General features: G+C 56.2%; 14 protein-coding genes. 10 read left to right on the plus strand and 4 right to left on the minus strand.

All coding sequences use genetic code 11. From position 1 onward, the window contains the following. The first annotated feature begins 343 nt into the window (after positions 1–343). Positions 344–856, plus strand: a complete 513-nt coding sequence (locus tag TBK1r_RS19775; protein ID WP_145214441.1) for a carboxymuconolactone decarboxylase family protein — start codon at positions 344–346, stop codon at positions 854–856. A gap of 42 nt (positions 857–898) precedes the next feature. Here the strand turns inward: TBK1r_RS19775 and TBK1r_RS19780 are convergent, their stop codons facing one another. Next, complete coding sequence (locus tag TBK1r_RS19780; protein WP_145214444.1) at positions 899–1,495, minus strand: BON domain-containing protein; 597 nt, start codon at positions 1,493–1,495, stop codon at positions 899–901. 607 nt (positions 1,496–2,102) lie between these two features. Here TBK1r_RS19780 and TBK1r_RS19785 point away from each other — a divergent pair. The 6 genes from TBK1r_RS19785 to TBK1r_RS19810 all read left to right on the plus strand — a co-directional run bounded on the left by TBK1r_RS19785 (position 2,103) and on the right by TBK1r_RS19810 (position 9,257). Continuing rightward, positions 2,103–3,647, plus strand: coding sequence for a sigma-54-dependent transcriptional regulator (locus TBK1r_RS19785; protein WP_145214446.1), 1,545 nt, complete (start codon positions 2,103–2,105; stop codon positions 3,645–3,647). Continuing rightward, entirely contained in the window at positions 3,604–5,559 is a 1,956-nt protein-coding gene (locus TBK1r_RS19790; RefSeq protein WP_145214449.1) for an ATP-binding protein, read from the plus strand. The genes TBK1r_RS19785 and TBK1r_RS19790 overlap by 44 nt, the downstream gene beginning before the upstream one ends. Positions 5,560–5,605: 46 nt before the next feature. Beyond that, a complete protein-coding gene (locus tag TBK1r_RS19795) occupies positions 5,606–6,064 on the plus strand; it encodes a response regulator (protein WP_145214453.1) in 459 nt (152 codons plus the stop codon). Between the two features lie 4 nt (positions 6,065–6,068). Continuing rightward, on the plus strand, positions 6,069–7,205 hold the full coding sequence (locus TBK1r_RS19800; RefSeq protein WP_419580176.1) for a sensor histidine kinase: 1,137 nt from the start codon (positions 6,069–6,071) through the stop codon (positions 7,203–7,205). Positions 7,206–7,583: 378 nt separating this feature from the next. Then, complete coding sequence (locus TBK1r_RS19805; protein ID WP_145214459.1) at positions 7,584–8,486, plus strand: ATP-binding response regulator; 903 nt, start codon at positions 7,584–7,586, stop codon at positions 8,484–8,486. Positions 8,487–8,489: 3 nt separating this feature from the next. Next, positions 8,490–9,257, plus strand: coding sequence for a response regulator (locus TBK1r_RS19810; protein ID WP_145214461.1), 768 nt, complete (start codon positions 8,490–8,492; stop codon positions 9,255–9,257). 260 nt (positions 9,258–9,517) lie between these two features. Here TBK1r_RS19810 and TBK1r_RS19815 read toward each other — a convergent pair whose 3' ends face one another. Then, the gene (locus tag TBK1r_RS19815; RefSeq protein ID WP_419580177.1) at positions 9,518–10,441 is read right to left on the minus strand and encodes a family 16 glycosylhydrolase; all 924 of its coding nucleotides are present in this window, start codon (positions 10,439–10,441) and stop codon (positions 9,518–9,520) included. A 268-nt stretch (positions 10,442–10,709) separates the two neighbouring features. Here TBK1r_RS19815 and TBK1r_RS19820 point away from each other — a divergent pair, with 268 nt between their 5' ends. The 3 genes from TBK1r_RS19820 (at position 10,710) to TBK1r_RS19830 (ending at position 13,036) form a co-directional block, all read left to right on the plus strand. After that, positions 10,710–11,189, plus strand: coding sequence for a hypothetical protein (locus TBK1r_RS19820; RefSeq protein WP_145222855.1), 480 nt, complete (start codon positions 10,710–10,712; stop codon positions 11,187–11,189). Then, positions 11,179–11,631, plus strand: a complete 453-nt coding sequence (locus TBK1r_RS19825; RefSeq protein ID WP_145214464.1) for a MarR family winged helix-turn-helix transcriptional regulator — start codon at positions 11,179–11,181, stop codon at positions 11,629–11,631. Before TBK1r_RS19820 ends, TBK1r_RS19825 begins: the two co-directional genes overlap by 11 nt. A 133-nt stretch (positions 11,632–11,764) precedes the next feature. Further along, positions 11,765–13,036: an alkyl sulfatase dimerization domain-containing protein gene (locus TBK1r_RS19830; RefSeq protein WP_419581577.1), complete on the plus strand. Its 1,272-nt coding sequence runs from the start codon at positions 11,765–11,767 to the stop codon at positions 13,034–13,036. A gap of 92 nt (positions 13,037–13,128) precedes the next feature. On the opposite strand, the gene TBK1r_RS19835 is transcribed toward TBK1r_RS19830, so the two are convergent. After that, positions 13,129–14,589, minus strand: coding sequence for a FecR domain-containing protein (locus TBK1r_RS19835; protein ID WP_145214470.1), 1,461 nt, complete (start codon positions 14,587–14,589; stop codon positions 13,129–13,131). Continuing rightward, positions 14,586–15,134, minus strand: a complete 549-nt coding sequence (locus TBK1r_RS19840; RefSeq protein WP_145214473.1) for a sigma-70 family RNA polymerase sigma factor — start codon at positions 15,132–15,134, stop codon at positions 14,586–14,588. The genes TBK1r_RS19835 and TBK1r_RS19840 overlap by 4 nt, the downstream gene beginning before the upstream one ends. Positions 15,135–15,139 lie beyond the last annotated feature (5 nt).

Consider the following 15,139-nt stretch of genomic DNA (forward strand, 5'->3'; position numbering starts at 1 on the left):
AAGCCCCCAGCAGCGTCTCACAAATTTGTCGCAAGCAACTCGTCTCCAACGCCGTGCCGGCGACGTCGAAACTGCTTCGCGAACCTCGTCTTGAATGATGCCGTTAGACAGCTTCGGCTCCCCAACAACCAACCTGAGCGATTGTCGACCAGCCTCGCCCCGCATCGGATCGCACGCCCCCCAGCGGCACAATCTTTGCACTACTGCATCTTCTTCATCATAGCGAGAATCAATCGCACCCGACTTCGCTGCTTTTGACAATCACAACCAACCGATCAGAAGCGATCGAATTCGAAACGGCCGCATCGATCGCCACGCAACTTCAGTTCCACGGAGAATTTCTATGCCTCACGCAAAACCGCTCACCATTGACCAAGCTCCCGAAGCATCCAAACCCCTGCTCAAGGCGATCGAAGAAAAGTTCGGGCAATCGCTAAACATTTTCAGCACGCTCGCGCACCAGCCCGACGTCCTGGGAGGCGTCACGCAGATCAACGATGGCCTACAAAACGACTTGCCTGCAAAGTATCGCGAGTTGGCCTACTACAAGGCGTCGCAGCTGAACGCGTGCGACTACTGCTCGCACTATCACCGCCAAGCTGCCAAGAAAGCGGGATTGAGCGACAAGCAACTCGACTCGATGAACGCTGACGCGAACGATTTGTTTGATGAGAAAGAGCAAAGCGTTTTGCGTTACGCAGAACAACTGACGCAGAAGGCCGACGTCGATGCGGCCCTCGTTGTGGAAATCAAAACGTTCCTTGACGATCGACAACTGGTCACGCTCGCCGCAGCCGTGGCACTGGCGAACTTCACCAACCGAGTCAACCACGGCCTCGGCATCGAATTGCCGTGAGATGAATGTCCGTTTGAATCACCCTCGCTTCCGCATAACCGGCTACTTCGGCGAGTGGGCGGCAACGGCTTGAGCGACAAGTTCACCCCGGTCTTGCTTGGCCTGGATAGACACCAGCAGTCCCTGGCCGAGCATGCTGTCGGCGACACGCTTTCCGTCGAGTGTCACGTAGGTCGATTCGTCGAGGGTCACTTCAACCGGGCCCTCGTCGAAAACACTGACGATCATTTCATCGCCCCCTTTCCATTGAATTTCCCCACGAAAGTTCCGTTGGTCGGCCAAACCCAACTTGTCGTCTTGCCATCGCTGTTGAAGAGGCTCTCTGTCAAATGCGAATCGCTTGACGTGCAAGCGGTTATGGACATACCGCACGCCATCAATTTGCTTGATTTGTTGCTCAAGTTGCATACGATCGTTGAACGAAGAGACTTCGCCCTCGAGCGTCACTTTGCCTGCCATCACTCGGGCCTTGACGTCTGGATGGTCCAAGCGAAACCGTGATTGCAACTCGTCGCGGATCCCAAATTCGATCACTTGATCAGGAGGTTGTCTGACGCGATCTCCGTTACGGTCGGCCAGGGCTGGCGATACGACGATCACTGCGAGAACTAGCGTTGCTGCTGATTTGATGACATTCATGACAAGTCTCCATTTCGCGTCCCCCCTGATCCATTCGCCGGTCTGTCAAAATGCGAAGTGTTTGACTGTCCGAACGATCAGCGACAATCAGGTGGCTACTGTTTTTTCATTCACCCCGCTCCGAGCGCTGCGTCGAACCGGTGCGAGTTGTGATGGAATGAACGCCTACGCTCACGGCGTGCCAAAGCTTTTCCCCGTTAAAAACGCGACTTTGCCGCACCAACCCCAACACTTGGCACGTTTCGATCCTGATCGATGCTCACGACATGACCACATTGGCACGAGCCGTGCCTTGTCTCCTGACAGCGCCAATGGAGGTGCCGGCTGCTGAAACCTCGCCTGATGTCCGATCGATCGGGGCAAATCCGAGACGGAGGTTTTCGACATGCGGTGGAAGCGCCCAGCCGAGACCAGGGAGTTGCAATTTGTCGATCGGGTACGGGTGTGTGTTGACGGATAGCATTGAGCATCATCTTCGCATTCGGCACAGGAAGAATTAAAATCTCGCGATAGGAATGCCAAATGCTTCGGACATTCCCGTCGCAATGATTTCCACAATTTCCGGACACCCAGCGAACGCTCAAGACGCTCACCACTGCCACGCCCCATGACAAACATTCTGGTGATCGACGACGACGAAATGGTGGGTCAGCTGATCGCCGCTGCGCTCCGTAAACTTGATTTCGATGTTCACTGCGCTGATACGGCTGAAGAGGGACTCGCCGCGATCCAGTCGAAAAAGCCCGACGCATTATTTTTGGATGTCCGGTTGCCGGACATGTCGGGCCTGGAGCTGACCGAGTCGATTCACAAACTCGATCCGAAACTGCCAATCGTCTTCATCACTGTTTCGGATGACAGCAACGTGGCGATTGAAGCCATGACAGTCGGCGCATACGACTTTCTGCTCAAACCGCTTGACATGGCTCAGGTCCAACAGGTCGCCTCGAAAGCAATCCAAGCCAGGCGAATGATGCAGGTACCGGTTCGCATGATTGCCGGTGACGACGATGCCGCTTACGAAGCCGACCAGGATTCGATGATCGGCCGAAGTGCGCCGATGCTGGAGGTCTATAAGGATGTCGGCCGAGTGGCGAAGCAGGACGTAACGGTCCTGATCTGTGGCGAAAGCGGCACGGGTAAAGAATTAGTGGCCCGCGCCATTTACCAGCACAGCCATCGCGCCGGAGAACCTTTTCTGGCAGTCAATTGCGCGGCTTTGTCGGAGACCTTGCTAGAAAGCGAACTTTTCGGGCACGAGAAAGGGGCGTTCACCGGTGCGGACCGACGCCGGATTGGCAAGTTCGAGCAATGTGACGGCGGCACGCTCTTCTTGGACGAAGTCGGGGACATGTCGCCTTCGGTGCAAGGCAAAGTGCTGCGGTTGCTGCAAGAACAAGCGTTCGAACGGGTCGGCGGCCGCGAGACGATCCGAACCGACGTGCGAATCATCTGTGCGACGAATCGCGACTTCGAGCAGATGATCGACGACGGCGAGTTCCGACTCGATCTCTACCACCGGCTCAATGGTTACCGCATTGACCTGCCGCCGCTACGCGACCGCGAAGAAGATGTGCCTCGGTTGATTGAGTATCTCGTACTCCGCTACAGCCGCGAAGCTGGGAAGGAGATGCAAGGCATTGCCCCCGAAGCGATGGCGCTGCTGCAGTCTCATTCGTGGCCGGGAAACATTCGTGAAATGCAATCGGTCATCCGCAAGGCGGTCCTGAAAGCGACGGGCCCCGTACTGGTTCCCGAAACGCTACCCGGTGCGTGGCTCGCATCGGAAGCGGACCAGAATCCAAAGCAAGCAGAACGCCGCCATCGCGCCGGCGACGCAACCAAGGACTCGGACCGTTTCGCCAACGTTCACGCCGGGCTACCGGAAACCGACGCAACGCGTAACCTCGCAACCTTTGTCGACCAGCGACGCCAAGCCGAATCAACAAACCTGTACGCCGAGACGCTCGAAATGATGGAAAGATACCTTGTCGCTCGTGTGCTGGAAGAATCCGATGGCAATCAATCGAAGGCTGCGTCTGACCTGGGAATCAGCCGAGGAAGCTTGCGTAAAAAGATCAGGGAACTTGGTCTGTCCGTAGAACATCGTGTGTCGTCAGATGGTGATGGCATGGGCGATCAGCATGAGTAACATCGGCAACCCAAAAGACAGCGGCAGTCGCTGGACGATGGCGATCCCAATTCGCTTAAAACTTTTGTTGGCGACGATTGTCGTCGGCTTGGCCGCGACGCTGATCGCCGTCAGCGGCCTGTCGCGAATGCAATCACTGAACGATCGGATGAACCGTATCGTCGACGTGTCTGCCGCCAAGTCCAAGTTGGCGTCGTTAATGAATCAAGACCTGGTCACGGTGACGCGGGCCGAAAAGAACATGATCTTAGCGAAAAGCGAAGTGGAGATGGAACGCTATGTTTCAACGATTGACGAATCGCTGGATGAACTGGATGCAAATGCCGAGAAGCTTCGCGACTTAGTCACCGATGAAACACGCGGCCTACTCGATGAGTTCAAACGAACATGGAACCAGTGGAAACTCAACCACCGGCAACTACGCAGCCTGACTCGCCTGAACTCCGATGTCAAAGCCAAGAACCTTTCCGTGGGTGAGGCTCAAAAACAAATCGACACCATGGAGCAGAGCCTCGTCAAGGCAAGCTCAGAAATCACCGATGATGTCGTCACAGCAGGGCTGATCGCTGACATTCGCTTGTCGATGCTACAATTACAGCGCATCGAAAAGAACTTGATTCTGGCATCCAACGCAAAGGCAGCGGACGAATTCGTGATCCAGGTTCAACCGCTTCGATCGGAGGTCAGCAACGCGTTGGAGACACTGGCTACACGCGATGGCATTAACGAGGAGATGGTTTCAGCTGCCAAAGATGCGTTCGAGCAGTACGGCAGGCACGCTGATGCGATTCAAGCGTTGATGGGCGAAAGCGGCAACTATCGGTTATTCCACTTGGCCTACGGCGTCGGCGGCCCCCTGGCCGACGAGAGCGAAAAACTGCTCGAATCGATCGTCGTTAGCAGCGAAAAGGAAATCAACGAGTTGCAATCGTCAAGCAAACGGTCTTACGAGAACGCTCGCAATGGCCTGATCTTAATTAGCGTTGTCGGCATTTTGGGGAGCCTAATGTTCTCATTTTTGCTCGGCGACCGATTCGCACGCAATTTAAGCAAACTCGCGACCTATGCCCGCGAAGTGCATGACGCGCAAGATCTTTCCAAACCTATTCCACATGCCGGCAACGACGAAGTGGGGCAAGTCGGCGAGGCACTCGACGGAATGCGAGAAACGGTCTACTTGCAAACCCAACAACTCGCTGCGCTGAACAACGCCTTGAAAGACAAGTCGCATGAGATGGAACAGTTCGTTTACACCGTTTCACACGACCTCAAATCCCCCCTGGTTTCCTGCAAAGGGATGCTCGGATTGATGCGGGAGGACCTGGCTGATGAGGAGTACGACGAGGTGATTGACTCGATCAATCGGATGGACGTGGCCACGAGCCAACTGAGTCAAATCATCGATGATCTATTGGAGTTAAGCCGTATCGGCCGCAAGCCACTGGACGTGACCGACGTTGACGTCGCTGAGTTGGTCGCAGAGGTCATCGATACAATGAAAGAACGCACCGACGAGGCAGGAATAGAAGTCGTGGTCGAAAACCAACTTCCACACGTACGGGCCGATCAAAGCGACCTCCGACGCGTGTTCGACAACTTGATCTCCAATGCAATCAAATACGCCGGCGATGTCCAGAATCCACGGATCGAGATCGGATCGGCCGAGTCCTCTCACCACCAGCGTTACTACGTCCGCGACAACGGTCCCGGTATCGAACCCGACTACCAAGAGAAAGTGTTCGGACTTTTCCAACGCTTAGAAACAAAAAAGGAAGGGACGGGTTTGGGGCTCGCCTCGGTTCGCAAAATCGCCCGCATGCACGGCGGACGTGCCTGGGTCGAGTCCCGTCCCAATCAAGGAGCGACCTTCTGGATTGAATTTCCAAAATGCGAAGCCATTCAACGATTGTAGCATCGCCGCACCAGCGTTTGAATCAATACGCGTGGCGGAATTCACAATGAGCACTCAGGGAGAAGGCATGACACCCCACTTGATGACGTTTCTATTGGTCGAGGACGACGACAATCACGCCCACTTGGTGATGCGAAGCTTGAAAAAAGCTCGTGTACACAATCAAGTCTTTCGTGTTGCCGACGGAGCGGAGGCGATCGCTTTCTTGCGGCAAGAAGGCGAGCACACCGACAAACCCCACCCCGATGTGGTGCTGCTGGATCTGAAACTCCCGAAAGTCAGCGGACACGAGGTGCTAGCGACGATCAAGACGGACGAAGCGCTTCGCAGGATCCCCGTCGTCGTGATGACGACTTCCGATGCGGAGTCCGATCGGGCCAAAGCGTACGGACACCACGCGAACAGCTACGTCGTCAAGCCCGTCGACTTCGAGCGTTTTCGCCAGTTGGTTTCCGACCTGTGTTTGTATTGGGGTGTTTGGAATGAACCGCCCGAAGGAGAGTGAAGCTGTGGAAAAGAATAAACTATTGAAGGTGCTGCTCGTTGAGGACAATGAGACGCATGCGCACTTGGTGCGCCGACACTTGAAGAAGGCACGGCTTTCGACGATCGAAGCAACCGCAGCGGAGACGCTTGCAGACGCGATTGCTGCGGCAAGCGAAAATGAGTTCGATGCTGTGTTATTGGATTTAAGCCTACCCGACAGCGAAATCACTGAAACGCTGCCACGGTTCATTGATGCGGTGCCCAGCGTCCCGACGATCGTCCTGACCTCGCTGGACGACCTCGATTTTGCCAGCAGCCTCGTTCACCAGGGAGCCGACGACTTTCTGGTCAAGTCCGACATTGATAGTCAAATTCTGCTGCGATCCATCCGTTACGCCATCGAGCGAAAACGCAGCCAGCGAGAATTGGCGGACTACGCCAAGCGACTCGAACGCAGCAACGAAGAACTCAAACATTTCGCCCACACGATTGCCCACGAGATTCGTTCACCCCTGAGCGTCGTTTCGTGCTGCCTGTTTTTGATCCGAGAAGACTATGGCCAATCGTTCTCCGACGACTGCTGCGAGTCGATCGATGACGCAGAGGCCGCGATCCGAGGCATGTCTGAATTGGTAACCGAACTGCTCAACTATTCTCGAGTTGAAAACGATAGCGCCCAGTTCGCGGACATCGACCTGCAGCCTGTGTTCGATGACGTTATCACGGCTCTCCGTTCAGAAATCGAAAGGTCTGCTGCCGAAGTCACGGCAGGAGAATTGCCAATGGTTCATGGAAACGAAATACAGTTGCGACAAGTGCTGAAAAACCTGATCGGCAACGCCATCAAGTACTGCGATCCGACCCGACCACCTCGGGTTCATGTCATGTGCGAAGAACAGGACACCGAGTTTCAAATCACGGTTCGTGACAACGGCCTCGGAACCCCCGCCGCTTCACGCGAATTGATCTTCAACCCTTTCACTCGCGTTCATGAATCGACAGGCATCTCCGGTACAGGGATCGGCCTATCGTTCTGCCAGCGGATCATTGACAATCATGGCGGAAGCATTGGGGTCGTCGCGAACCAAGACGTTGGCAGCACGTTCTGGTTTAAACTTCCAAAGGTCTCCGGACATTCTGCAGACGCAATTCAAAAATAACCCCATTCGTTTTGCCTCGTGATGCGATAGCCTGGGCACAGCCATTTCACTGCCAGGGGACCTGAAGCATCAGCTGACCGACGGGTTGCTTTCTGACCTGCTTCAGCGTGCCAAGCTGCTACCGGCCATACCACTCTGGTCAGGCCGTGACCGACTAACCGAGACGGTGTGCCTGCCTCCTCAGAATCTTGCAGCACTGTAACCCTCGTCAAGACAGGGATTTACGGGTCTCGCCGGAACGCACACCACGGTTTGGCACAGATCGTGCGTTGCCCCAGCCTCGTCCGATCGCTTTTAGCGATCGGCGACACGTCAGCTGGGACAATCCCATGCCTCGCGCCGCGTGTTGCGATACAAGCCCTTCAATGGACCGCTTGAATGAAACCTGTCATTTTGGTTGTGGACGACTCCAGAGTCGACCGACGTCTGGTCGGTGGTTTGCTCAACCAGCAGACGACCTTTGATGTCAAATTTGCTTCAGACGGAAATGACGCACTGCGACGAATGTCCCAGTCACGCATCGACGCGGTCGTCACTGACATAGTGATGCCCGGCAAAGGCGGATTGCAATTGGTTCAAGAAATGCGAAAACATTATTCGCAAACGCCGGTTGTGTTGATGACGGCGTGCGGCAATGAAGACATTTCCGCCGAAGCACTTACCAACGGGGCATCGAGCTACGTCCCCAAATCGCAACTGGGCGATCGTTTATCCCTGACGGTAGCTCGCTTGGTCAACCGGGCAATGACCGACCGCTGTCGAAGCTTGTCCGGCAAACTGATGACAACTAGCGTGTTCCATTTCGAAATCGGACATGACCTGTTCATGATCGAGACGGTTGTTAACACCATCCACCGAACAATGTCCAGTATGCAGATCGGCGATCCGTCTGACCGCATCCGTGCTTGCACCGCCTTAGAGGAGGCGATCAGCAATGCGATCTTGCATGGAAACCTGGAGATCGGTGAAATGGAATTGGCTGCGGCTCGTCGCAGTGGTGGCAACCTTGCAGTCAACCGTCTGATTGAAGCACGTTCGCGTCAACCGAATCTCCGGGATCGGCGCGCGAGACTTCGCGCAGAACTTCACCGCGACTTTGCGAGATTTTCGATCTGCGACCAGGGTCATGGATTCGATGCATTGTCACGCGCCGGGCATGACCTGCGTGACTATTTCGATGCCGGCAAAGATCGCGGCCTGACACTGATGCACTCGCTGGTCGACGACATCGCCTTCAACGAATCAGCCAATGAAGTGACGCTGGCAAAAGTACATGCGTAACAAATGATGAACAACAAACAAATTCGCGTCCTTTTAGCCGACGATGTTCCCGCCAATCGACGGGCAATGAAGCGGCTTTTGTCACGCCGCGGCTGCGAAGTCACTTTCGCCAGCGATGGCGTAGAGGCCACGAAGCACGCTTGCCAATCCACGTTCGATGTCGTGCTTCTCGACATCCAAATGCCGAACATGGATGGACTGCAAGCCTGCCAAGAGATCCGCAAGCTTCCCCAGTGTCGCGACCTACCGATCATCGCGATGAGTGCCCGCAGCACCGAATCGGATCGCCAAGCATGCCAAGCCGCCGGCATGACCGCCTGCCTTCCCAAGCCAGTCGACATCGATGAGTTATTCAAAGCAATTGAATCGATCAAGAGCCATCGCCCAAACGCTCTCGAATCCTATGAAGCGGAAAGCGGTAAGATCAACCCCAGAGAGAGCGAGGTGCTTGATCGCGAAGGCGCCATGGGCCGGCTGCAAGGTGACGAAGCGATCTTTGCGATGTTCGTCAAGCAGTTCTCGACCCAGGCGGGACCACTCCTCAGCGAGATCGAACACGCCGCTGAGCGAGACGCAATGGAAGACGCTGTTCAGCCGGCCCACCAGCTTCGCGGTATCGCCGCAAATTTGGGTGCAATGCAAGTGCAGACTCTCGCGGCCGAGGTCGAACGAGTCGGGAAAGCCGATGAGCCTTCGCAGACATCAGATTTGGTGCGACGACTTTCGAAAGCTATCGTCGATGTCAACCGCCTCCTGGAGCCATTTGCATAACCGAGTCCATTGCGACCGAGCCACTGCCACCGATCCATCGCCCCAATGCCACAAGGCCCCGTATCGATGATGCCTGCTCACCGCTCCACCCAGCCGTTGAGGGCTACGCTGTAAAGCATCTATTCCCCGCTTATTAAAAGGTGTTAGCGGCAGGGCGCAAGCCCTCCGGTTCCTCATCGTTACCGAAACACCGAAGGGCTCACGCCCAATACCGCTAAACAATACTTCACAGCGTTACGCTTAGCGTATCCAACCGAGAGCTACTTCACCCGCTCCCAGACGCGGACGTAGTCGACTTCCATAGTGGTGGGAAACTCGTCGGTCACCTCCACTTCGGAGGGAACAAATCCTTTGATGGTATACGTCGAATAGGGTGGGCGAAGTCCGAGGGACAGGGCCACGTTCATTTCGCGGTGCCAGTGACGATTTTGTTTCTGTCCGATCGCTTTGCCGTCGATGAACCACGTGATCGTCTCCGGAGTGATCTCGCAACCATAGGTATGAAAATCGTCTCGCGGATCAAACGGAAGTCGCACTTCGTTGGCTTGCTCTGCCTTGAATCGTTCGTCATTGGGACGCTGCCAATGGCGGCCAGGCATCCCCGGTTTGCCGTTGGACAAGATCGCGTGCAAGTTGCAATCGGCGATGCGTTCGTTGCCTTCGACTCGATCGCCTCGCTGTGTGAGCTCGACAATGTCCACCTCGCTGTAACGCGTCTCGCCTTCAGCCACGATCGAATCGTCAATTTTGCTGTACAGCCAAAACGATGGACACACGCCGGGAAACAGTGGAGCGCCTTTGAGTCGCGCCTCGTAGTAGCCATAGGTCCCCGTCACATGCGACTTCAACATGCCGGACGTGTACGGCGTCGGAGCCCTGCCTCCCTTCACGACCGGAGCCGGCAGTCGTCGCATTGTGATTTGAAGGATGCCGCTGGATACCGCGACATTGCTCTCGTTGTCCCAAACCCAGGCACCGAAGTTCTCCGGCGACCGGTTCCACTTTCGCCAATCCACACCATCGCCGTTGAAGTCATCTGATCGATCCCAGCGAATCTGCCACCTGTCCGCTGACGCCGAAGACAGCGGGACGTTGTTCTTGCTGGACTGGGCCAACAGTTCAGCTTGGTTGCAGGCGACAAACGATGTCGCCAAGGCCACAAACACGATGGATAGATGCTTCACGGGTCACCTCTCAGTGGTCAATCGGTTGACGACATTGTATCCCGGTTTCATTCCAAGGAGTGAAAACGATGCCTGGCTGCGTCTTCTAGCGGGAGAATCTGATTGGGAATCACGGCGAAATGCTTCCATCGGTCGCTTCGGGCGAGCCCAAAATTGCACCGCAGCTATTGACTCCGCGACACTTACCTGTACCATACAGCTACTCACTACCTCACCGAGACGGCACGCTGCAGGCGAGCCAGCCCTCACACACATGCACAAAACCGACATGACCGCACCGGAAACACGCCGCGTTCGATTGCCGCGCCTCGCGTTGGTCGTCCGGCTCCTTTTTGCACTTTTTCTCTTCGGAACGGGGATCATGACGATGGGGTTTGCCGTCAACGGCTATCCGGTCAGCGATTCACCAGATGACGTCGGTCAGTTCATGATCGCACTCGAGAAAACGGGTTACCTGATCTTTTGGGTTGGCTTGTTTAAGGCTGTTGCCGGCTTGCTGATGTTTTTCCCGCGGACTGCCCCCCTCGCCGTCCTGATGTCGCTGCCGTATGCCTTCAATATCCTGCTGTATGTGACATTCTTTGCCCATCAGTATCTCGTGATCGGGCTTCCCGATTTCGCAGCCTGCGTCCTCCTGATTTACTGCTACTTTGACTGGTACCGCCCGATCTTTGCGGGGCCCCATAGCCTCACGGAGACGACGCCCGCTTCGATTCAAACTGCTTCCGGAGACGGAAATGCACTTTGATTCCGAATCCTCGCCCGGATTCGCAATCGGGCGTGTCGCATATCTGATTCGAATCGGGATGGCGGCGGTGCTGAAAAAAGCCGACTGGCCATTCTCGCCCGAGGAAACGCAAACGTTGATCACGTTGTCCGATGCCGGCCAGCCGCTGAGCATGAACGAGCTGGCATCGCTGATGATTCGCGACCCGACGACCGTGAAACGACAATTGGATCGGCTTGTCGAGCGTCAATTTGTCCAACGGAATGCATCGAGCGAAGACGGCCGCATCGTGATGATCAACCTGACTCGCCGAGGTGAGCAGAGTTTGCAAAAGGTCCTCCCCTTGCTGGACGACCTGCGAAAAACTGCCCTGAAGGGAATCTCAAAGTCGGAACTGGACGCGACGCAAAACGTTCTGCAAACCATGCAGAACAACTTAACGAACCACATTGCAAAGGACTAATCCCATGACCAGAAACAGTCTCCCAATCCGCCTCGGCACCAACTCGCGAGCACTCGGCCTACTTTGCATCGTGGCGTTGACCGCCGGAACGGCAAGGGCACAAACCCAGGTCGAACCCGAAACGGCGTTGCGGATGCTCAATGCCCAGCAGCAACAGTTCGAGAAGGGAGTGGTCCAAGTCGCGGACAACGTTTTCACCGCTGTGGGTTTCCACGGAGCGAACACATCGATGATCGTCGGGACGGACGGCGTCATCATCATCGATACCCTCTTCGGCCCGGCGAGTGCTACCGACGCGGCGGAAGCGTTTCGGCAATACAGCGACAAGCCGGTCAAGGCGATCCTCTATACCCACAGCCATGGCGACCACATTGGTGGAGCCAGTGCCTTTGTCGGCGATCAGCAACCGGACATCTACGCCACGGAGCGTTTTGGTTCCGCCGAAGGCGTCAACAAAGCGGTCGACCCGATCAAACTAGCACGCAATGTGCGTCAGTTCGGCCGGAAGCTTTCGCCGGCCGAGAGCACCAACCGCGGTGTTGCGCCGGCGGGCACCAAGGACAACGACCGCGGTGAAGGGTTTCTTCCCCCAACGGTCACCGTCCCCAACGACGGACTCAAGACGACGATCGCGGGTGTCGAGATCGAAATCCACATCAGCCCGGGGGAAACAGACGACGCGATGTTCATCTGGCTCCCGAAGGAGAAGGTGCTGTTTGCGGGCGACAATTTCTACAGCTCCTTTCCAAACCTGTATGCGATTCGAGGCACGGCCTATCGCGACGTCCTGGATTGGTCCGAAAGCGTCGGGAAAATGGCCGCGCTGAAACCGCACGCTGTCGTGCCCGGCCACACGATGCCGATCAAAGGACAGCAGGCCGCGACGACGGCGCTGAAAGATTACAGCGAAGCGATTCGCAGCGTATACGATCAAACGGTGCGTGGCATCAACGCGGGAAAAGGCCCCGACCAACTCGCCCATGAAGTCAAACTCCCGGAGCATCTCAAAGACAAACCGTATTTGATTCAGTTCTACGGATCGGTTCCGCATGCGGTACGGGCCATCTATTCCGGATTGCTGGGTTGGTACGACGGCAATCCAACGACACTCAATCCGCTCGAGCCGAAACTGAAAGCGCAAAAGATGTCCGAACTGGCCGGGGGAACCCAAAAGCTGACCGAGCAAATGCAATCCGCCCTGACGAAGCAAGACTACCAATGGGCATTGGAATTGGCCGACCACGTCAAATGGTTGGACGATGCCGACCGCAAGCTCGCCCGCAAAGTAAAAATCGAGGCGCTCCGCGGCTTGGCAGCAAGGGAATACAACGCACCGAATCGCAACTACTACCTCAGCTACGCAAACGAACTTGAGTCAGGTCAGTTGAGCGAGTTGTGGTTCTAGCAGCGTTTTCATGCGATTGATGTTCATACGATCGATGGCGACCTTCGGATCGCCGACCGCTCCTGCGGCGATCTCTCCAGGCCAGCGGACGATCATGGCGGATCGGTTCCGATCAGCAATGCCGGGGGAGCGGCAACGGAGTTCGACCGATTGGCGAAGCCGTGAACCAATCCACCCGGTGCATTTTCTTTCGTTGCACGGGCGACAATCAGCGTGACAACTCCGTTGGTGTCCGCCTTCAAAAAGTCGACAAGCTCCTCCCCTTCGATCCAACCCTGACCGTGCTGTCGGCCCCGCCCGACGGTAAAACGCCCGAGCTCACGTGTGCGACTCTCATCGACTTCGGCGGCGCCGTCGACGTTGGCGGGAGCTGTCTGCCAATTCAACTGCTCTTCCGACCAGTCGTCAGCAGACTCGTCTGTCAACCCGTAGACCACGAACTCGCAATCACCGACTTTGCTTGCGAAGCCCAGCCCACTGGGTCTGAGCGTGAGCACAAACCTGGCCGTGGTGATCGATTCGCCCCGGATCGATCCGAGATCAAACGCGAAGTAACCCTTGCGGCTGAATCGCTCGAAGCCGTCATGTGGATTCTTGATGAGCACAAGTTCGGCGCGACTGTTCGGCGGAACTTCGTCGGATCGGCCGCGGATGATCCATCCGTCACGACCGCGACGGTCAGCTGTTGTAATCCGCTGCAGCTTCGCGAGCGCAGACACCGGACCTTCCGATCCTGCCAACTCAGCCTCGCCGCGGTGCACCCCTGATTCGCTAAGCCCGTCTGCCGAAGCGATCACACGTTGTTTTTGCGTCAGACGGCGAGAGGCGTCTGAGCCAACGTGCTGCACTTCCACCTCCCCGTCGAGGACTTCAATCGATGACGCCTGGGACGAACGATCAATCGTTACCGCGAACGCGGTTCCGTGGTCAATCGCCACAGCCGTCGGTGTGGAAAGAGTGAATCCATGAGCAGATTCGGGAACATCTACCACGGCGGTTCCCGCCAGCAGCCGCCCCCGCAGCGAGGTTTGAATTTCTAATTCAGCAGGCGATTCCAAAGTCACTTCGGCTCCGGAAGCGAATCGGATGGTCGCCAGACCGCGTTCGATTTTCAGGCGTCCACTGCTCAAGTCGGAACCAATCGCTGTCGGTAGCGTGCAATCTCCCCACTCTGCATCGGACGAGTCGATCATCTGCGCGAGGATCGGACTGGTGCGAACAGGCTTGCTTGACGGCATGTTCCACCACACCATCAGCAAAAGGCTTGTGGCCAACGCAATCATTCCGATCAGCCATACGTGACGTCGTTCCAGGCCTGCACGCGGCGCTGGTGATTCATCCACCGAGACGGCCGATCCCATCCCGAATGCAGAAAGATGGACTCGCTCAAGTTGCAGATGGGCATTCTGATGCATCAAATCGAGATACAACTCGCGCGCCTCCGGCTGTGTCATCAGTAATTGCTGAAGCTGATCAAACTCTTCCGCGGCGAGCGAACCGTCTAGTTGCTTTTCCACCCACAGGGCAAGCTGCTCTCGTTCATCGTCGTTCATGGCGTTGGCTCCGACGCTGGCATGACGTTGTCACCCGTCCCACAAACGCAATCGCGCAATGCCAACCGTATTCGGCTCAGCACGCGGTACGTCGCTGTCACGGTGCGATCGATCCGATCGGCAACGTCCTGCACCGGCAGCTCTTCACCATAACGAAGCGATAGGATTTGGCGGTGATTCGGCGACAGCTTGGCCACACAGCCCGACAACCGTTCCATTTGAGTTTCTCTGTTGTGGACGTCTTGCTCGAAGGCATCGGCAAGCTGTTCCAAACAGGCATCTGAGAAAACCAGATGTTTGCTCTCGCGCCCTTTTCGTCTGCGGAAGTCAAAGATTCGATGCAGCGCAGCCTGTCGAGCCCATGCTCCAAAATTGGTTCCGATCTCAAACTGATCGAAGGAACGCCAAAGTGCCAACTTGGTCTCCTGAAGAATATCGTCCGCATCGGCGGATCGAGGGACGAAGGTGATCACATACGCCGCCAGACGTCGCTCGTGCTGGGCGAGTAACTGGATGAATTGTTCGGCTCGATCATCGTCATTCATGGGCT

Origin of the sequence: Stieleria magnilauensis, assembly GCA_007753675.1 — a bacterium.
GTDB classification, from domain to species: Bacteria; Planctomycetota; Planctomycetia; order Pirellulales; family Pirellulaceae; genus Stieleria; species Stieleria magnilauensis.